Source organism: Hymenobacter siberiensis, assembly GCF_018967845.1.
Taxonomy (GTDB): Bacteria; Bacteroidota; Bacteroidia; order Cytophagales; family Hymenobacteraceae; genus Hymenobacter; species Hymenobacter siberiensis.
This window is the reverse complement of sequence record NZ_JAHLZZ010000001.1, coordinates 2,709,848-2,727,149: the sequence shown is the minus strand read 5'-3', so window position 1 is coordinate 2,727,149 and position 17,302 is coordinate 2,709,848. Positions and strand designations below refer to the sequence as shown.

Sequence of the window (17,302 nt, the reverse complement as noted above, 5' to 3'; positions counted from 1 at the left end):
TATGAAAAAGTTGCCGCTAATCCTGCGGAGCCTCGCTCGGCGGGCGCAGCTGCCCCGCCGTGGCTTCTGATACATGCCAGCACCCCCACAGCCAGCCGGCCGCCACCGCCACCAATGCTACCCGGCGCACGGGCGCCAGCTCGCGCCACCACGCCCCTGGCTGCCACGTTCCCGCTACCATCGTGAGCACCAACAGATGCAGGGGCAGCAGAAACCGGCTTTCCATGAGCGTGGGCAATACCAGCAGGCACGGCAGCAGCAATGCTATCAATGAGCCTACTGCCATGGATGACCAGGCCAACCGCCGGTTTCTCAGCCCGGCGACTATAGCCAGCAAAATGCCCAAACCGAGCAGCGCATAGTTCAGCAGCCGCAGCGCAGCCTGGCCCGGCGGCTGCAGCTGCCGGGGATAGGGCGTGGGGAAACGAATATCCAGGCCGTTGAACAGGTGGCGCAGGTAGCGCCCACTGGTGCTAATGGGCTGATGCAGCGCAAACTTCGCATACTGGCCGTAGCTGCCGAACCGGTGGCCCGGCTCAGCAGCCAGGGCGCGCTGCCCAACGGAATCGGCATAAACCAGCGAACGGGGGATTTCCAGAATCAAACTCGATTCGTAGCGCTGGAACGCCGTGCCCCAGGTGAGCTGCTTCAGATAGAGCGGCGCGGTACCGGGTTGCCCGGCCAGCACCAGCGGCGTGGGCTGCTGGAAATGCCGCATATTAATTAGAAACTGCGGCAGCCACACCAGTGCCAACCCGACCGCCAGCGCCGCGCCACTTCGCCAGATAGAGGAACCGGAAGCCGGCTGCGTATTCTTCCACAACAGCCACAGCACACCCGGCACACTGGCCAGGTAAATGGGCCGAATATTGATGGCCGCCGCCAGCAGCAGCCCGGCTACTGCGGCCCAGCCCCAGCCGCGCCGCGCCAGCGCCGCCAGGCTCAGCAGCAGCAGCGCCAGCGCCGGCATATCGCTGAGGGTGAAGTTGAAATAGTCGCGCCAGAAGACAAAAGACAGACTGAGCAGCACCAGCCAGCGGCCGCCGCTCAGGGCCCGGCCCGTGGCTTGGGCCCATAGCTGCGGCAGGGCCACGCCGAATAGCACGGCCGCCCAGCCCGCCCCCAGCACCTGTGCCCCGGTGAGCATCGACCAGCCCGTGAAATGGCACAGCAGCCGCGCCGGCAGCACGAGCAACGGCCCCAGGTAGCCGCGCATCGGCGCATCGAACGCCAGCAGGGAAAACCCTCCATTTTGCGTGAATTTCAAGGAAAATTCCCAGTATTCGGCCGCGTCGAAGCGGAACTGGCTCACGGTGTAGCCGCTCAGGGGCAGGTAGGCGGCGTAGAGGGCCAGCACGGCGAGCACCCGCCAGCGGGCAGGCCACGGAGCCGAAAAAAATGTGGAACGAGTAGGCATGAGTACCGCAAAACTAGGCACCGGCCGCAGCTTATGCGGCGCGGCGCGGGCCTTGCCCAGTCACACGGTCCGAATCGGGCCGCGAAGCCAATCAAATTGTCGCCGTATCTTTTGCGCTAGCTCTGCCGTAAGGCTATTTTTCATCCTCCCCACCCGCATGAATCACCGCCTTCACCTCAAATTTGAACAGCTCGAACGGTCTACTGAACGACTTTTGGCGTCGGCCGAGGCGCTGGGGCCGGATCAGAACAAGGCTCCCGCGCCGGGCAAATGGTCGGCGGTGCAGGTAGTGCATCACCTGCTTTTTGTTGAAGAGAACATCCTCAAGTATGTCCAGAAGAAGCTCCAGGCGGAGGAGCTTTTGCCGAAGGTTGGCTTTTTTACAAAGCTGCAGGTGCAGTTTGTGCGCCTGATGCTGCGCCTGCCCGGCCTCAAGTTCAAAGCACCGCGCGGTGTGGCTACCCTCACCGATGCCGGCGAGCTGCCCACGCTGCACGAGATGCGCAAGTCCTGGGAAGCCTCCCGCCGCCAGATGGAGCGGCTGCTCAACGAGTTTCCGAGCCGGCAGCAGAACCGGGCCGTATTCCCTCATCCGCGCTCGGGCCGCATCACCATCTATCAGGTAATAGAGCACCTGGTCGACCACCTGTTGCATCATCAGCAGCAGCTGGACCGCATCACCAAGGTCCTGCGGCCCACGGCCGGGGTGCGGGCCGATGCCCATGCCTAGCGCCAGCCACATAAAAGAAGCAGCCCCCGAATTTATCAATTCGGGGGCTGCTTCTTTATACCTTTCTACTTCACCGGCACCTCATAGGCAGGCAGCTCGCGGAAAGCCGTGGCGAGTTCGGCGGGCGGGGTGGTGAGCTTGCGGCGGTCGAGGTCGAGCCAGGCCCCGTCGACGGCTACGATGGCGGCCACGCGGCCATCGGCCTTGTAAATGGTGTGGGTGATACTCCAGCGGGTGCCGTCGTCGTTCACGCTGCGCAGACGGCTATCCACCCGAATTTCTTCGCCAATGTGTATTTCCTTGAGGAAAGTCGTTTCTTCGCGGAACAGGATGGGACCCAGGCGCAGGCGCGCAAATTCCTTGATATCGTAGCCCCACTCGGCCAATAAAACGAGGCGCTGGTCGGCGGCATAGTCGGCGTAGGCGGAATGGCGCATGTGGCCGTTCGGGTCCATATCGGCCCAGCGGGTGCGGTAGATGATGGCGTTGGTCAAAATCAATTAAGAATTAGGTTAGTGAAATAGAATTGAAAAGGTTGCTGATGAATTGTTTATTCTTAATTCATAATGAAGCTGTTTAGAAAGTCCCCGAACGGTCATGCAGCGCGCAGCGCAGCATCTTGCTCGCATCCTCAGGCCCGTTCAACGATGCGAGCAAGATGCTGCGCTCTGCATGACCGTTTGAGTACCTTTTGTGACTTTCTAAACAACTCCAATTGTTAATTGCCAACAGGCATTAGGCGCACCAGGTACTGGTCGTTCTCGTCTTCGCTGAGGAATTCGGCGGTGTAGCCGGCAGTTTGGGCCGCGTCGTTGAGCAGGGCGGCATCGACGAACAGCCAGGGAAAGGGCTCGCCGGTGCGGCCCTTGTAACTGAGCGTGTATTCAACTTCGCCGTAGTACGGGCCGTTGAGGTTGATAAGCAGCGCCCCGTCTTCGTCCTCGTAGAGGTAGCGCACGTCGGAGGACGTGGCCAGAATCTGCCCATCGGGGGCCAGCAGGGTGCGGGCGTGGGCCAGAAATTTATCGAGGCCGTCGAGGGTGCCGGTCAGGCCGAGGCCGTTCATTAGCAGCAGGATGGTGTCGTAGGGCAGCTCGGTAGGCGGCAGCGGGGCAAATAAGTCGTGGCGGGCCACGGTATGCACGCCGCGCTCGGTCATCACCTGCACCGAGCCGGCCGATACGTCCACGGCCTTTACGTGCTGGAAGCCCCGGCTCTGCAGCTCCAGGCTGTGGCAGCCGGCCCCGGCCCCAAGGTCGAGCACGCGGCCCCGGCTTTCGTCGAGGGCCAGGCGCTCCAGCTCCGGCATCTGGAGCAGGGTGCGGAAGAAGTAGGCGGCCGGCAGCGGCTCATCATCGGCGGCGCTGCAATGCACGGTGACGGTGGCGGCAATAGTGCCGTGGTGGTAGTCCAGCAGGGCCTGGCCCAGCACATCGGGGGCGGTGGTTGTGGTCATAGAGAAATTAAAAGCGCATTTTGGGCCGTTGAGGCGCGCCACGGCCGGGGTTGGCGGCAACAACGCTTCAATAACCCATCGATAGCCAAAATTACCCAAAACTTCGCGCCGGGGCCAAGCGTTTGCATGCTACCCTACTGCTCAACCCCTCATTATGCTTCCCGCCAAACTGCGTAAAGGCCAGCTACCCACCAAAATCTGCGTCACCTGCGGCCGGCCGTTCGAGTACCGCAAAAAGTGGCGCGCCAACTGGGACGACGTGAAATACTGCGGCGAAAAGTGCCAGCGCAACCGGCCCGCCGCCGGCACTACCAGCCCCACTCCGGCGTAACCGCCCGGCGCGGCCGTATCTTTTGGGGCCGGGGCGGCGTTGAGAAGCTCCTTACCCCTTACCAATCTGCTGGTTTTCCAGCCGCTTTTTTATGGCCTCCAACCTCGACTACCTCAACCCCAATCTTATTCCGCTCGAAGAAAAGGTCAATACCTACCTGGAAATGGAAAAAGAGCTGCGCCGCGCCGCTCACGACCAGAACAGCGGTACCCAACACTCGCCCACCGATTTGTCCCGCATGGAGCAGGAAATCATCGCCCTGCTCCCTACCCGCGATGAATGGGTGAAAGTAAACCTGGGCTACGGCCCCAGCCGCGTGGGTGCATGGTACATACCCGCCCTCAATGGCCAGCCCGAGCGCTACGAGCTGCGCGTGGTACATTAAAGAGGCTATGGGGGTATGAAGTTCTTTACCTCCTACCCCAGAGCCGTTACGTTCTACCCTCCTACCCTCAAACCTAATGCCCCGCGTCCCAGTCGTAGCCCAGCTCGGCCCAGTAGTCTTTGGGGCGGGTATCGGCGAAGGCGATGGTGCCGATGCGCTTGAGGTGCTTGATGCCGTATTTGAGGGGCGTGACGAGGCGAAGCGGCGCGCCATGGGCGGCCGTGAGCGGCTCTCCGTTCATTTCGTAGCACAGCAATGTTTGTGGGTGCAGGGCGCTGGCCATGTCGATGCCCACATAGTATAGCTCGTCGGGCGTGCGCATACCCACGTAAGGCGCGAGGTCGGCGGGCGGGCTCAGCGGGTCGGCAGGCAGGCCGCTGCGGGTGGCCAGCGGGTAGCGGGCCAAAAAATCGGATAGCCGGGCACCAGCCCAATGCACCACGATGCTCCAGCCTTCGATGCATTTGAGCTCAGTGGTCATCTCCACTTTGGGCAGGGCCTGGATATCGGCCAGGGAGAACTCCTGGGTTTTGCCGGAACCGTAGGCCTGCACGCGCATTCGCCAGGTGGCGGGGTCCACGTCACCGGCGAGGCCTACCCGGCCGTTTACGCGGGGCATTTTGGCGCGGCTGCGGGCAAACTCGGGGGCCAAGCGCAGATGCTTGAAATAAGCGTGGCTGAGGCGACTATTGGCATCGAGCGCATTGCGCAGCGGGTACGGAATGCCTTGATCAGTGGGCTGCGACACCAGCCAGCGCCAGCCGCCAATGCCCGCGAGGCCAGCCAGCCCCAGCCCGATGAAGGAACGGCGCGAGCGGCGGCGGGCCTCGGCCAGCAGCGCGGCTTCAGATTGGGGCAAAGCGCCGGGGCCGTCGAGCGGCGCGGACGCGAGGGAAGGGTCAGTCATACCGAAAAGCGGCAATTATTGAGACGAAAGGGATTCATCGGCGGCGGGCAGCGACGTGGGGCCGGCTTCCAGCTTATGCGTCGCGGGTTCAGTCTCCACAATCTCAAATCCCGCCACCATGGCCCGGAAATTATTCCAGCCGGCCCGCACCACCTGGGTAATGTGTACCACGAAAAACAGCACGTAGCCGATGGTGAGCGCAAAGTGAATGATGCGAGCAAACTCATACCCGCCCAGCAGCTGCGTGAGCCAGCCAAACTGCGTAGGCTTGTAAATGGCCAACCCCGTAAGCACCGAGCCCAGCCCCATGATAACGACCGAAGTGTAGGCAATCTGCTGCGCGCCGTTGAATTTGCGCACCGGCAGCGGCTTTTTATACAGGCCGAGGTCGTGCAGTGTTACCAGCACGGCTTCTTTGAAGGAGTGCCGGGTGGGCAGCAGGTAGCGCCACTCGCCCGAAAAAGCGGTGTAGCCCACGTACAGCAGGCCATTGAGGAAAAACACCCACATCAGCACGAAGTGCCAGCTCATACCCTGCGCCAGCTTGTGGTCGACGTGGAAGGCTGCGTAGAAAGACTGCGGAAAGAACTTGACCAGCGTAGTTTTACCCCAGCCCAGGCGGTACACGTCGTTGGCCCAGTATATCCACATCCCGCTCCAAATCATGAGGCTGAGAACGGGGAAATTGACCCAGTGAAACCACCGAATAGCCAACGGATGCTTTTCAACAAGCTGCTTCATAAAACCACAATTCGAAACGGAAACCTCTGCAAGGTACACCGGGCTCCGGGTCTGCATCTTACCTAGCCTGACGCGCGAGCCGGGACATCCTTACAGCAAATCTAGCTGCCAAGGCAAAAAAATAGGCTGGTCCCATTGAGGCCAGCCTATCCATACCAAAACACCTTAAAAAACTATTCTTTCACAGAGATACCAACAAGAACTGCACCAAAAAATTCCGCAGCCCTCCCTTTTTTCTAAAGTGTTTCAGTGCAAATACGTTATAGCTAATGCAACCTTAAAATTATCTAGCAAGCGGCATTTCGCCGGTCCCTACTCCTTGGCAATTCTGGTAGTCAAGCGGGTTTCGCCAACTTCCAGCGTGAGCAGGTACATGCCGGGGGCGGCAGTGGGCAAGGCAATGGGCAGGGAATTAGCCCCGGAGCGCACGGCCACCGCCTGGGTAGCAACGGTGCGGCCCAGCAGGTCAGTGATGCGCAGCTGGCCGGCAGCACTAAAGCGGGCGTCGAAGGAGAGCGTGAGCGCGGAGCTGAAGGGGCTGGGAGCGGCGCTAAACGTTTCGGATAGCACGGCGGCGGGCTGGGTGGCCAGCACTACCTGCAAGTTGCGCGCGCCCCGGTACACCTGCCCCCGGATTTCGCCCCCGGGGTTGGCAGCCGTGTGCAGATTCAGGTAGATGTTCTCGTTGCGAAAGTCCAATGACCGGGCCGTGGTGAAGGGTGCGGCGTTGTCGCTTTTCCAGTAGCCGGCCAGCGACGTGGGGTTAGTCGCATTGTCGAAGTAAGGAGCCAGGCTGAATACCACCCCGCCCGACTGCGAAGCCGTGCCGGTGTGGAAGTGGCCCATGGTGGCCGGGCCGCTCAGGCCGCCCCACACGGCGGCGAAACGGGCGTTGGTCTGGTCCCGGTCGATGCTCACAAACCCCACGCCGTACCCGTTGCTAACCACCGGGTTGGGCCGTTCCTGGGCGCCGTTCAGTACAATGCTGTAGCCTTCGCGGGCCAGCCGGATTACCTGCCCACGAATTTCACCGTTCGGGTTGGCGGCCGTAGTCAGCACAGTGTTTATGCCAGTGTTCAGCAGCAGGTTTGCCAGGGCGGGCGTCAGGGTCGGGGCGGTAATCTCGAAGGTGATGACATTGCCCACCGCGTTGCCCCCGGCCCCGGGTATCACGGGCACAGTGCCCACCAGGTTGGCGGGGGTGTTGGCAACGCCGGCATTGGCGGCGTAAAACCGCAGCTCCACGGGCGGGCCACTCAGGCCGGTGTAGGCCACCTGCACCCGCACGGTATCGAGCGTACCAACGAGCCGGCCCACAGATACGGCCGAGGCAGAAGTGATGACGGCAGGCACCATTTGCGCCCCGTCGAAGCGGGTATCCAAAGGCAGCACGCGCCGCTCGGGCAGTACTTGCGCCCGGATTTCGCCCCCGGGGTTAGTAGCCGTGTGGAAGTTGATGTATACCCCGCCCTGCACCAGCGCGGCCAGTAGTGCGGGCGTGAGCAGCGGGTTGGTGCCCTGCGACGAAATTTCGCCTTCCAGTACATTGCCGGTGAGAAATGGCAAGAGACTGAGGGCTACCGGAGCGTTGGCCCCGGGGCCGGCAATATGGAAATGCGCGCCCGTGATGGCACCGCTCAGCCCGTTCACCACCACCCGAAACTTCAGGCGCTCCTGGTCCTGGCTCAGCGTGAATACGCCCAGGCCAGAGGCCGTGGTAGCCACCGCCGGCACTTCCTGGGCACCGCTCAGCACGCCCGCCAGCGCATCATCTGACTCTACCGTGACCTGGCCGCGAATTTCGCCGCCGGGGTTGGCCATGGTGTGCACGTTCAGGTACACCAGCCCGCGCAGCAGCCGCGCAATGCGCAGGGGCGTAACGTCAGCACCGGCCAGAAAGCCCGAAACCCGGTTACCGCGCAGCTTGCTTAGCAGGTTCACACTAACCGGGGCATTCACGCCCGCCGGAGCATCGTGAAAATGCACCCCAGTAACAGGCCCACTCAGCCCGCTGAAAGCAGCCTGAATAAAAATGGTATCGCGCGTGGAATTCACGGTGATGGCCGCTACGCCCTGCGCGCTGGTAGCCACGGCGGGCACTTCCTGAGCCCCGCTAAGCCGGGCCGTAAGTAACAGATGGGGGCGCAGGTGGTCGGCCGAAGCCACCAACGGGGCAGCCAGCAAAGCAGCGGCAGCCAGCGAACGAAGTATTTTTGCAAACATGAGATTAGTGGTAAAATGGTTGGGTTGGTGAAGGAAGGAGAGCGCCGGCAACCCGGCCTACTCCCAAAAACCGGAGCAGATAGCCGCAGGATTGCCTGATGCAAGTTGTTTTTCCCGTATTACGGGGTAAGCCCAGACTTCGCCATAATGTTTCAATATTTTTTGGCAATAATCTACTAACGGGCAATGCAGTACTACCGCGCCACGCAACTCCCCGGCTCGCTTTCAAATGAGCTTTATTGGCGGGCGGACACACGAAAAAAGCCCTGACGAATCGCCAGGGCTTGTTTTAGTAGCTAATTGTGCGGCGGGCTTGCGCGGGCGTGGGCTTAGCGCATCATGCCGCCGGGGCCACCTTTCATGCCACCCATCATTTTGGCCATTTGGGCCATACCGCCCTTGGTCTGGCTCATTTTGTTCATGGTACGCATCATTTTGCGCATGTCGTCGAACTGCTTCATCAGCGCGTTCACCTGCTGAATATCGGTTCCGGACCCCTTGGCCAGACGCTTCTTGCGCGAGCCGTTGATGAGGTCGGGATTGGCCCGCTCCTGCTTGGTCATGCTCTTGATGATGGCCTCAACAGGCTTGAAGGCATCGTCGTCGATTTCGACGTCCTTCATGGCCTTGCTCATGCCCGGAATCATGCCCATCAAGTCCTTGATGTTGCCCATCTTCTTGATTTGCTCCAGCTGCGAGAGGAAGTCGTCGAAGTTGAACTGATTCTTTCGGATTTTGGCGTTGATGCGCTTGGCCTCGTCCTCATCGAACTGCTGCTGAGCGCGTTCTACCAGCGAAATAACGTCGCCCATGCCCAGGATGCGCTGGGCCATGCGGTCGGGGTAGAACAAGTCCAGCGCGTCCATCTTCTCGCCCGTCGAGATGAACTTGATGGGTTTTTCCACCACGGCCCGGATGCTGAGGGCCGCGCCACCGCGCGAGTCGCCGTCGAGCTTGGTGAGCACCACGCCGTCGAAATTCAGGCGGTCGTTGAAGGTTTTGGCGGTGTTCACGGCGTCCTGGCCGGTCATGGAATCCACCACGAACAGCGTTTCGCTGGGGTTGATTGCGGCCTTCACCTGCTCAATCTCGCGCATCATCTGCTCGTCCACGGCCAGGCGGCCGGCGGTGTCGATGATGACTACTTTCTTGCCGTTTTTGCGGGCGTACTCAACGGCGTTGCGCGAGATTTCAACGGGGTTCTTGTTCTCGATTTCCGAGTACACTTCCACGCCAATCTGCTCGCCGAGCACCTTGAGCTGCTCAATAGCGGCCGGACGGTACACGTCGCAGGCCACCAGCAACGTATTGCGGCCCTGCTTCTTAACGTAGCTGGCCAGCTTGCCGGCGAAGGTGGTTTTGCCCGAGCCCTGCAGGCCCGATAGCAGAATCACGGCCGGGTCGCCCTTGATGGTGATGTCCTTCTTCTCGCCGCCCATGAGCTCGGTGAGCTCGTCGTACACGATTTTGACCATGAGCTGGCCCGGCGACACGGCCGTGAGCACATCGCGGCCCATGGCAGCTTCCTTAATCTTGTCGGTTACATCCTTGGCAACCTTGTAGTTAACATCGGCATCGACCAGCGCCCGGCGGATTTCCTTGATGGTGGCCGCGACGTTGATTTCGGAGATGCTGCCCTGGCCCTTAAGGGTTTTAATGGCCCGGTCGAGCTTGGTGGAGAGATTATCGAACATTGAATCGCTGATTTAGCGCTGGTTGAACTGGTTATGCTGATTTGGTGCGGGGCGCCCCCTCGGAATCAAGCTGAAACTGAACCCCAAAAGTAACCATAAAAGGCCGAAAACCGGCAGCGGGCGTACCTTCGTGGCCCGCTTTATGTTTCCGGTCACTGTGTCACTCCCCCACCCTCTGCGCCTGCTCGTTATCACGTATTACTGGCCGCCCTCGGGCGGGGCCGGCGTGCAGCGCTGCCTCAAGTTTGTGAAGCACCTGGGGCATTTCAACGTGGAGGCCACGGTAATTACGGTAGACCCGACCCAGGCCAGCTACCCCGTGCGCGACGAAAGCCTGCTGGCCGAAGTGCCACCCGGCGTGCGCGTTATCCGCACGGGCACCACCGAGCCGTTTGAGAGCTATAAGAAGCTGACGGGCCGCGCCGTACCCTACGGCGGCTTCGCCAACGAAGGCAAGCCCGGGCTGCTGCAGCAGGCGCTGCGCTTCGTACGCGGCAACCTGTTTGTCCCGGACCCGCGCCGGGGCTGGAACCGCCACGCCCTGGCCGCCGTGGAGAAACTGCTGGCCACCGGCGAGCAGTTCGATGCCGTACTCACGTCGTCGCCGCCGCATTCCACGCAGCTCATCGGCCAGGAGCTACAGCGCCGCCACGGCCTACGCTGGCTGGCCGACCTGCGCGACCCCTGGACGGACATTTATTATTACAAAGACCTGCACCACACACCGCTGGCCGCCTGGCTCGATGCGCGCTACGAGCGCCGCGTGCTAAGCCAGGCCGATGCTGTGCTGGTGACTTCGCCCGAAACCAAGCGGCTGTTTCTGGCCAAGCTGCCGGAACTACCGGCCGCCAAATTCCACGTGTTGCCTAACGGCTACGACGAGTCGGACTTTCGCCAGTCCTCGCAGCCCCCCCGCGACTGCCTGCGCATCACCCACACCGGCACCATCACGGAGCTTTACCACATCAACCGCCTGCTGGAAGCCGTGGCCGCCTGCGCCGCCGCCCACCCCGACGTGCTCCTGCGCCTGCGCTTCGTGGGTCAGGTTTCGAATGAGCTGCGGAGCCAGATAGCACGAGCCGGCCTGCTGCCGATAACCGAGTTCATCGCCTTTGTGCCGCACGACAAGTCGGTAGAATACTTGCTCGAAGCCTCGGCCCTGCTCATGGCCATTCCGGACGTGCCGCGCAATTTCGGCATTCTGCCGGGCAAGGTGTTCGAGTACCTCGCGGCCAATAAGCCCATCCTCTGCATAGGCCCCGCCGGCTCCGACGCCGACCACCTGCTGCAGGAATGCGGCGCGGGCCAGGCCCTGCCCTACGAGAACACCGCGCTGATGCGCGATACGCTGGAAGCAATGGTGGCCCGGTGGCATATCAATCCCAATCTTGATTTACCGGCGGTGAGCCACACCCGCTACTCGCGCCGGGCGCTGGCGGGGCAGCTGGCAAAACTGGTCAACGAATAAGGTCGGCGGCTAGCTTTTGGCTGAATGCTGCGCTGGCCGCCCGTTGCAGATGGTTGCCGTCGGTGGTGGCGTAGGGCTGGTTACTGTAGTCCAGGTAAGGCAGGGAGAAGGCGGCCGCGAGCCAGCGCATTTGCTGGTCGAAACCGGGCTGATAGGCATTTTCCAACTGCAACAATGACCGCCCCACAGGCAGGCGCACCAGCACCACGCGGCCGTGCGGCTTGAGGAAGGCAATGGTCTGTCGCAGGGCCAGCAGGCGGCCTTCGGATAAATGCTGGCTGGCAGCCAGCCGGCGGTAATCCTGGAGCTTGCGGGCGGTACGGGCGCGCACCTGGGCGCTGTCGGTGCCGATATTGACTTCGAGCCAGCCGTCGGGGTGCAGGCGCTCGGTGGCGGTGGCGTAGTCGAGAGGCAGGCGGTAGAGCGGCTTGGTCTGGTAGCGGGTGAGGTAGGGCAGATTGGGATTCTGACTGACCTGATGCAGTTGGCCGATGAAGGACTGAGCTTCGGGAAACGTACCCTCCGGGCCGGTGAGCGACAGCGACCACGGGTCGACGGCAATGATGAACAGGCCGTTGCGCACCTCGGGCCGCAGCTTGCGGCGGATGCTGGCCAGGTAGGCCGGGCCATAAGGCGAGTGCGTGAGCGTGAACGCATAGTTCAGCAGCGGACCATCGAACTGCCCGGCCAGCCCGGCGCTGAGCACCGCCGGCCGAATGCCCTGCGCCGCCCGCGACGTGCCCAGAACAAGCGAGCCGGCCGGCGGGCTGGTGAAGCGGCCATAGAACGCATCGACGCCACCCCGCAGCACCACGGGGGCCAGCAGCACCGCCCCAAGCAGGCCCGCTACCAGCAGGAGCAACAGGCGCAGCAGCAACCTGGAAACAATAGCGCGCACGGGCATTTTCAAAACTGGAAATAAATGAACGAGGTACTATTGAAAACCCCCAGGTAGAAGATGAGCAGGACCAGCCCCGCGTAGCCCACCCAGCGCGTGGCGAAGGGCTGCGCGGCCACCCAGGCCTGCGGACTGCGCCGGCTGCCGAAATATTCTACCAGTAGCATCAGGCCCACGCCGAGGGCGGCCACGGCCAGCTCGGGGCGGTAGTGCTGCGAGAAATCGAGCAATAAGGTAGCCAGCCCCCGCCCGCCCAGGTTGCCCCAGCCGCTGAATAAGTGGCGGCTGATAAAGAGCGCATCGCCCAGCGTATTGGCCCGGAAGAATATCCAGGCGTAGGCCACCAGCCCGAAGGTGATACCCACGCCCAGCCCCCGCCGCAGGCCCGGGTGCGCGGCCAGCCCCGTGCGCTGCGCCAGCCGCTCGCGCAACGACCGGGCCAAAGTACTGAGCACCAGGTACACGCCGTGCAAGCCGCCCCAGACCAGAAACGTCCAGTTGGCCCCGTGCCAGAGGCCGCTCACGAGAAAGACAATCAGCAGGTTGATGTATGCCCGAAGCTGGCTTACCCGGCTGCCACCCAGTGGGATATACAGATAATCCCGGAACCAGCTCGACAGTGAAATATGCCAGCGCCGCCAGAAATCCGGCACGGAGGCTGACTGGTAGGGCTGCCGGAAATTCAGGTTAAAATCGAACCCCAGCACACGGGCCGCGCCCCGAGCCATATCGGTATAGCCCGAGAAGTCGCCGTAAATCTGGAAGGTGAAGGCCAGCGTGGCCAGCACCAGCAGGGGGCCTTCGGGGTGCTGCCGAGGGTTGTTGAAGACGGGGTTGACGAGCAGGGCCAACCGGTCGGCCACTACCACTTTCTTGAACAGGCCCCAGGCCATGAGCCGCAGCCCACTCACAATGCGGGCATAATCGAACGAATGCTCGCGCCGGAACTGCGGCAGCATGTGCCCGCCCCGCTCAATAGGCCCGGCCACCAGCTGCGGAAAAAACGCCACGAACAGCGCAAACCGCCCGAAATTCCGCTCCGCCTCCAGCCGGCCCTGGTACACATCAATGATGTAGCCCACCGACTGGAACGTGTAGAACGACACCCCCACCGGCAGCAGCAGCCCCAGCGTGGGGCCCACCGCAAACGGCAGATGCAGGGCCTCGGCAAGCTGCCCCAGGCCATCGCGAAAAAAATTGAAGTACTTGAAAACGAACAGCGTGCCCAGGTTGCTGGCCAGGCTGAGGTAGAGCCACGGCCGCCGTGCCCGCCGGGTGGGCAGCAGGCTCATGCGGTAGCCGCTGAAGTAGTCGAGCAGCGTGGTGGCCAGCAGCAGCAGGGCATACACGGCCCGCCAGCTCATGTAGAAGTAGTAGCTGGCCAGCAGCAACAGGGGGCCCCGCCAGCGCGGCGGCAAGCCATAGTAGAGCCCGACGATAATCGGGAAAAAGACGAGGAAATGAAGGGAATTGAATAGCATTCGTGACGCGAAAGTAGCGCCGGCAGGGCTTGTAGCGTGAACGTTTCGGTCATCCTGAGCAGCGCGAAGGACCTTAGTAGGCCTGGGCCGTTGCGAATACGGCAAGCACTTCAGGCGTGCTAAGGCCCTTCGCGCTGCTCAGGATGACCGGTGTGCAAGCGCCAACCCCGAATACCCTACTTTTGCAGTCCTGTTTTGGCTTATTCTATTTCATGGCTCTCGACCTCAACCACAAATCCATCCTCGTTACGGGGGGCACCGGCTCCTTCGGCAAGCAATTCGTCCGCACCGTTTTCGAACAATTTCCGCTGGTGAAGCGCCTCGTAGTATTCTCCCGCGATGAGCTGAAGCAGTATGAGATGAGCCAGGAATTCAGCCCGGCCAAGTACCCGGCAATTCGCTATTTCATTGGCGATGTGCGCGATGGCGAGCGCCTGCACCGCGCCTGCGAGGGCATCGACATCGTGATTCACGCCGCCGCCCTCAAGCAGGTGCCCGCCGCCGAGTACAACCCGATGGAGTGCATCAAGACCAATATTTTTGGGGCCGAAAACGTAATCAACGCCGCCCTCGACTGCGGCGTGAAGGACGTGGTGGCCCTGAGCACCGACAAGGCGGCCGCTCCCATCAACCTCTACGGTGCCACCAAACTGTGCTCGGATAAGCTCTTTGTGGCGGCCAATAACATGAAGGGCAAGCGCGACCTGCGCTTTTCGGTGGTGCGCTACGGCAACGTAATTGGCTCGCGGGGCTCGGTGGTGCCGTTCTTTTTGCAGCAGCGCCACACCGGCGTGCTGCCCATCACCCACCCCGACATGACGCGCTTCAACATCTCGCTGGAGGAAGGCGTGGATTTGGTGCTCTATGCACTGGAGCATGCCTGGGGCGGCGAGATTTTCGTACCGAAAATTCCTTCTTACAAAATAACGGAAGTGGCCCGCGCCATCGGCCCGGAGTGCGAGCAAAAAATCGTAGGCATCCGCCCCGGCGAGAAGCTGCACGAGGCCATGATTACCGAAACCGACGCCCTGAGTACCGTCGAGCTGGACCGCTACTACGTCATCCTGCCCTCGATGCCGACCTGGAATGTGGACAAGTTCATCGAGAAATTCAACGGCAAGCGCGTGCCGTTGGGCTTTCAGTACGACTCGGCCAACAACGAGGAATGGCTGGACGCGGAGCAGATTCGGGACGAAATCCGCCTGCACGTCGACCCGGAGTTTGCAGTGTAGGCCCTTGGGCAATGTAAAATAGAAGGGCCGCTTTCAGCATGAAAGCGGCCCTTTTTGTATGCACCCGGCTGCGTGGCGGCTACTTCACTACTTCCAGCCAACCCTTGTACTGCTGACCGGTTGCGGGGTTCACCAAGCGGTAATAGTACATGCCGGCGGGCTGGGCGGTGGCATTCCAGCGATTATTATAAGCTGCCTGGCGGAATATTTCGCGGCCCCAGCGGTTGAAAATCGTGAGGTTCCAATCGGTAGCATTCAAGCCTTTGAGCTCGAAATAATCGTTGGCTTGGTCGTTGTTCGGCGTGATGATGTTGGGCAAAGAGCCAGTGAGGGCGCAGCCGCCGGCATTATCGTAGGCCAATAGTATACTGGCCGCTACCTGGCAGCCGGCGGGCGTGGTGAGGGTCAGGCTGTATGTGCCGGGCAGGGTGGCCGTGAAGCCGGGCGCAGTACTGCCGTCCTGCCAGCGGTAGCGCGTGTTAGCGGACTGCGCGCCAACGCTCAGCAGCACAGGCTTATCCGGACACAGCGGGCCGTTGGCCACGAGGGCCACCGGGGCTTGCGGGTGCCAGCTGAGCCGCAGCGAGTCGCGCACGATGCAGCCGGCGGCGGAGGTCAGCTCGGCCCAGTACAGGCCCGGCGCGGTGACGGCCAATGTAGCGGCCGTAGAATTATCCTGCCACCGGATGCGGGTGCCCGGCGGCTGGGTGCCCACGGTGAGCGTGGCGCCCTGGCCAGCGCATTGCAACAAATCAGGCCCCAGATTTACGGTGGGGGCCGTAACCACCGTTAGGGTTAGTTGCCGCAGGGCCTGCACCTGGCCGCCATTGCGTAGCCGCACCTGCACGGTGTAGCTGCCGGGCAAGCGGTAGGCGTGGCTGGCCTGCTGCTGCACGGTGCGCAGCTGCTGGCCGTCGCCAAAATCCCACTCAAGGGTATCGCCGACAGCGCCCAAGGTCGGGCCGGTGGCTTGCAAGGCCACTGCGGTGCCCGCGCAAGCCAGCCGGCCGCTATTGCCCGGCCCTGGCATGGTGCCGGCCGTGGCCGCCACGGCCAGCAGGCGCTGGCCGGGCAGCAGGCTGGGCACCACGGGAAAATTGCGAACCACCCAATGCCCCACGCCCAAATCGAAGCCGGCAAAAGTGTACTGGCAGCCCATACCCCGCACATTGGGCTGCCGGATAACGTCGAGTACGGTGGCGAGCGGCCCGGGAACATCGGTGCGCAAATTGGCAGCGTAAATGGTGCCGTTCGGAGCCAACTGGAGCCCCCATACTATCGCGCCACAGCCGTTGTACACGGTGATGGCCGAAGCCGCGATGGAGGCCGCGGGCAAGGTTACATCAAACTGCCGAACTTCGGTGATGGCGTTTTTTGCGCAGCCCGTACCAAATGCCGGGCCTTGGCGCGAGCAGTAGAGCAAGCGGCCGTTGGGCGAAAAAGCTACCCCGTAGCTATAGATGCCATAGCCCAAAAAAACCGGCGCGCTTACCAGGCCCGTCACCGGGTCGAAATTAAAGACTTCGCAGCCATTGATAAGGGAATTCAGCGCCAGGCGGCGGCCATCGGGCGAAGTAGCCATGCATCCAACGCCGTCGACCTGCGAGTTGGCGTTGCCGGGCAATATCGTGCGGACCCGCCCAGCGCTGCTGAGTACCACGCTACTCCGGGTGAAAGCCCCGCCGTCGATTCTTACGCTCAAAAATAAGTTCGTATCGAGCAAGTGCGTCACCAGCCACCAGCTATGGCCGTCGGGGTGCCGCACCAGAGCCACCTGCTCCATAAAGTCGTGTTGGCCCAGGCGCAGCAGCAGGGTATCGGGCACTACCGGCTGGTTGGTGCGCAGCACTTCGCCCTGGCCGGCCGCTGCCGCTACGTCGAGCTCCGCCATGCGCAGGCCCCGGCGCGGGTTCCGGCCCAGCCAGTTATCCAGCGTGAACAGGTAGTATCGGCCGGCAGCTCCCGGCCGGGGCACGATAACGCAGCCCTGCGAGCTAAGCGAATCGCCGCCTAGGCTGGCCCCGTTGCGCATCAGCTGATGGCGGCCATTCCATACCCGCATCCCGTTACTGTAGAGCTGGAGCCGGCCCGTTGAGTCGCAGAGGCTCGCACTGGCCGACGCGCTAATCATCCGGCTGTCCGTGAGGACCACGGCAGAGTCTGGGGTGAAGCGCAGCGCCGCCTGATTGCCGAAATACCAGCGCGACCATTCCGCATTCTGCCCCTGCACGGGGCGAATCCCGCCGAAAGTAATTACGAGTAAAACCGCCGCCATCAAAAAATGCCGGGGTGCCAAATGGGTAGATTTTAGCATAGATTCTGTTAAACTAAACTCAAAT

General features: G+C 62.0%; 15 protein-coding genes. 5 read left to right on the top strand and 10 right to left on the bottom strand.

Annotated features, from left to right (window positions below):
• Positions 1-16: 16 nt before the first annotated feature.
• Positions 17-1,417: a hypothetical protein gene (locus KQ661_RS11775; RefSeq protein ID WP_216727129.1), complete on the bottom strand. Its 1,401-nt coding sequence runs from the start codon at positions 1,415-1,417 to the stop codon at positions 17-19.
• 157 nt (positions 1,418-1,574) lie between these two features.
• On the opposite strand from KQ661_RS11775, the gene KQ661_RS11770 reads away from it, so the two are divergent.
• The gene (locus KQ661_RS11770; RefSeq protein ID WP_216688537.1) at positions 1,575-2,147 is read left to right on the top strand and encodes a DinB family protein; all 573 of its coding nucleotides are present in this window, start codon (positions 1,575-1,577) and stop codon (positions 2,145-2,147) included.
• Between the two features lie 65 nt (positions 2,148-2,212).
• On the opposite strand, the gene KQ661_RS11765 is transcribed toward KQ661_RS11770, so the two are convergent.
• Together KQ661_RS11765 and KQ661_RS11760 are read right to left on the bottom strand one after the other, a co-directional pair.
• Positions 2,213-2,641, bottom strand: coding sequence for an acyl-CoA thioesterase (locus tag KQ661_RS11765; protein ID WP_226915538.1), 429 nt, complete (start codon positions 2,639-2,641; stop codon positions 2,213-2,215).
• Between the two features lie 224 nt (positions 2,642-2,865).
• Positions 2,866-3,603, bottom strand: a complete 738-nt coding sequence (locus tag KQ661_RS11760) for a class I SAM-dependent methyltransferase (protein WP_216727128.1) — start codon at positions 3,601-3,603, stop codon at positions 2,866-2,868.
• 154 nt (positions 3,604-3,757) lie between these two features.
• Here KQ661_RS11760 and KQ661_RS11755 point away from each other — a divergent pair, with 154 nt between their 5' ends.
• The gene (locus KQ661_RS11755) at positions 3,758-3,934 is read left to right on the top strand and encodes a DUF2256 domain-containing protein (protein ID WP_216688535.1); all 177 of its coding nucleotides are present in this window, start codon (positions 3,758-3,760) and stop codon (positions 3,932-3,934) included.
• A gap of 91 nt (positions 3,935-4,025) precedes the next feature.
• Positions 4,026-4,319 (top strand): hypothetical protein, encoded by a 294-nt coding sequence (locus tag KQ661_RS11750; RefSeq protein WP_216727127.1) that lies wholly within the window; start codon positions 4,026-4,028, stop codon positions 4,317-4,319.
• Between the two features lie 73 nt (positions 4,320-4,392).
• On the opposite strand, the gene KQ661_RS11745 is transcribed toward KQ661_RS11750, so the two are convergent.
• The 4 genes from KQ661_RS11745 to ffh all read right to left on the bottom strand — a co-directional run bounded on the left by KQ661_RS11745 (position 4,393) and on the right by ffh (position 9,884).
• On the bottom strand, positions 4,393-5,226 hold the full coding sequence (locus tag KQ661_RS11745) for a molybdopterin-dependent oxidoreductase (RefSeq protein WP_216727126.1): 834 nt from the start codon (positions 5,224-5,226) through the stop codon (positions 4,393-4,395).
• Between the two features lie 15 nt (positions 5,227-5,241).
• Complete coding sequence (locus KQ661_RS11740; RefSeq protein ID WP_216727125.1) at positions 5,242-5,967, bottom strand: cytochrome b/b6 domain-containing protein; 726 nt, start codon at positions 5,965-5,967, stop codon at positions 5,242-5,244.
• A gap of 312 nt (positions 5,968-6,279) precedes the next feature.
• Positions 6,280-8,190 carry a CHRD domain-containing protein gene (locus tag KQ661_RS11735; RefSeq protein ID WP_216727124.1) on the bottom strand — a complete coding sequence of 637 codons (1,911 nt, stop codon included), beginning with the start codon at positions 8,188-8,190 and terminating at the stop codon, positions 6,280-6,282.
• A gap of 329 nt (positions 8,191-8,519) precedes the next feature.
• Entirely contained in the window at positions 8,520-9,884 is a 1,365-nt protein-coding gene (gene ffh, locus KQ661_RS11730; RefSeq protein WP_216688530.1) for a signal recognition particle protein, read from the bottom strand.
• Positions 9,885-10,041: 157 nt separating this feature from the next.
• Here ffh and KQ661_RS11725 point away from each other — a divergent pair, with 157 nt between their 5' ends.
• Positions 10,042-11,352 carry a glycosyltransferase family 4 protein gene (locus KQ661_RS11725; RefSeq protein WP_226915537.1) on the top strand — a complete coding sequence of 437 codons (1,311 nt, stop codon included), beginning with the start codon at positions 10,042-10,044 and terminating at the stop codon, positions 11,350-11,352.
• On the opposite strand, the gene KQ661_RS11720 is transcribed toward KQ661_RS11725, so the two are convergent.
• Both KQ661_RS11720 and KQ661_RS11715 read right to left on the bottom strand, forming a co-directional pair.
• The gene (locus KQ661_RS11720; RefSeq protein WP_216688529.1) at positions 11,342-12,256 is read right to left on the bottom strand and encodes a hypothetical protein; all 915 of its coding nucleotides are present in this window, start codon (positions 12,254-12,256) and stop codon (positions 11,342-11,344) included. The genes KQ661_RS11725 and KQ661_RS11720 overlap by 11 nt on opposite strands.
• A 2-nt stretch (positions 12,257-12,258) precedes the next feature.
• Positions 12,259-13,731 (bottom strand): MBOAT family O-acyltransferase, encoded by a 1,473-nt coding sequence (locus tag KQ661_RS11715; RefSeq protein WP_216727123.1) that lies wholly within the window; start codon positions 13,729-13,731, stop codon positions 12,259-12,261.
• Between the two features lie 212 nt (positions 13,732-13,943).
• Here KQ661_RS11715 and pseB point away from each other — a divergent pair, with 212 nt between their 5' ends.
• A complete protein-coding gene (gene pseB, locus KQ661_RS11710; protein ID WP_216727122.1) occupies positions 13,944-14,963 on the top strand; it encodes a UDP-N-acetylglucosamine 4,6-dehydratase (inverting) in 1,020 nt (339 codons plus the stop codon).
• Between the two features lie 79 nt (positions 14,964-15,042).
• Here pseB and KQ661_RS11705 read toward each other — a convergent pair whose 3' ends face one another.
• Positions 15,043-17,277: a T9SS type B sorting domain-containing protein gene (locus KQ661_RS11705; RefSeq protein ID WP_216727121.1), complete on the bottom strand. Its 2,235-nt coding sequence runs from the start codon at positions 17,275-17,277 to the stop codon at positions 15,043-15,045.
• Positions 17,278-17,302: the final 25 nt, after the last annotated feature.

Excerpts from the sequence above, each read along its gene's own strand:
- KQ661_RS11775 (WP_216727129.1), bottom strand. The coding sequence starts at position 1,417 with ATGCCTACTCGTTCCACATTTTTTTCGGCTCCGTGGCCTGCCCGCTGG.
- KQ661_RS11770 (WP_216688537.1), top strand. The coding sequence starts at position 1,575 with ATGAATCACCGCCTTCACCTCAAATTTGAACAGCTCGAACGGTCTACT.
- KQ661_RS11760 (WP_216727128.1), bottom strand. The coding sequence starts at position 3,603 with ATGACCACAACCACCGCCCCCGATGTGCTGGGCCAGGCCCTGCTGGAC.
- KQ661_RS11755 (WP_216688535.1), top strand. The coding sequence starts at position 3,758 with ATGCTTCCCGCCAAACTGCGTAAAGGCCAGCTACCCACCAAAATCTGC.
- KQ661_RS11750 (WP_216727127.1), top strand. The coding sequence starts at position 4,026 with ATGGCCTCCAACCTCGACTACCTCAACCCCAATCTTATTCCGCTCGAA.
- KQ661_RS11745 (WP_216727126.1), bottom strand. The coding sequence starts at position 5,226 with ATGACTGACCCTTCCCTCGCGTCCGCGCCGCTCGACGGCCCCGGCGCT.
- KQ661_RS11740 (WP_216727125.1), bottom strand. The coding sequence starts at position 5,967 with ATGAAGCAGCTTGTTGAAAAGCATCCGTTGGCTATTCGGTGGTTTCAC.
- KQ661_RS11735 (WP_216727124.1), bottom strand. The coding sequence starts at position 8,190 with ATGTTTGCAAAAATACTTCGTTCGCTGGCTGCCGCTGCTTTGCTGGCT.
- ffh (WP_216688530.1), bottom strand. The coding sequence starts at position 9,884 with ATGTTCGATAATCTCTCCACCAAGCTCGACCGGGCCATTAAAACCCTT.
- KQ661_RS11720 (WP_216688529.1), bottom strand. The coding sequence starts at position 12,256 with ATGCCCGTGCGCGCTATTGTTTCCAGGTTGCTGCTGCGCCTGTTGCTC.
- KQ661_RS11715 (WP_216727123.1), bottom strand. The coding sequence starts at position 13,731 with ATGCTATTCAATTCCCTTCATTTCCTCGTCTTTTTCCCGATTATCGTC.
- pseB (WP_216727122.1), top strand. The coding sequence starts at position 13,944 with ATGGCTCTCGACCTCAACCACAAATCCATCCTCGTTACGGGGGGCACC.
- KQ661_RS11705 (WP_216727121.1), bottom strand. The coding sequence starts at position 17,277 with ATGCTAAAATCTACCCATTTGGCACCCCGGCATTTTTTGATGGCGGCG.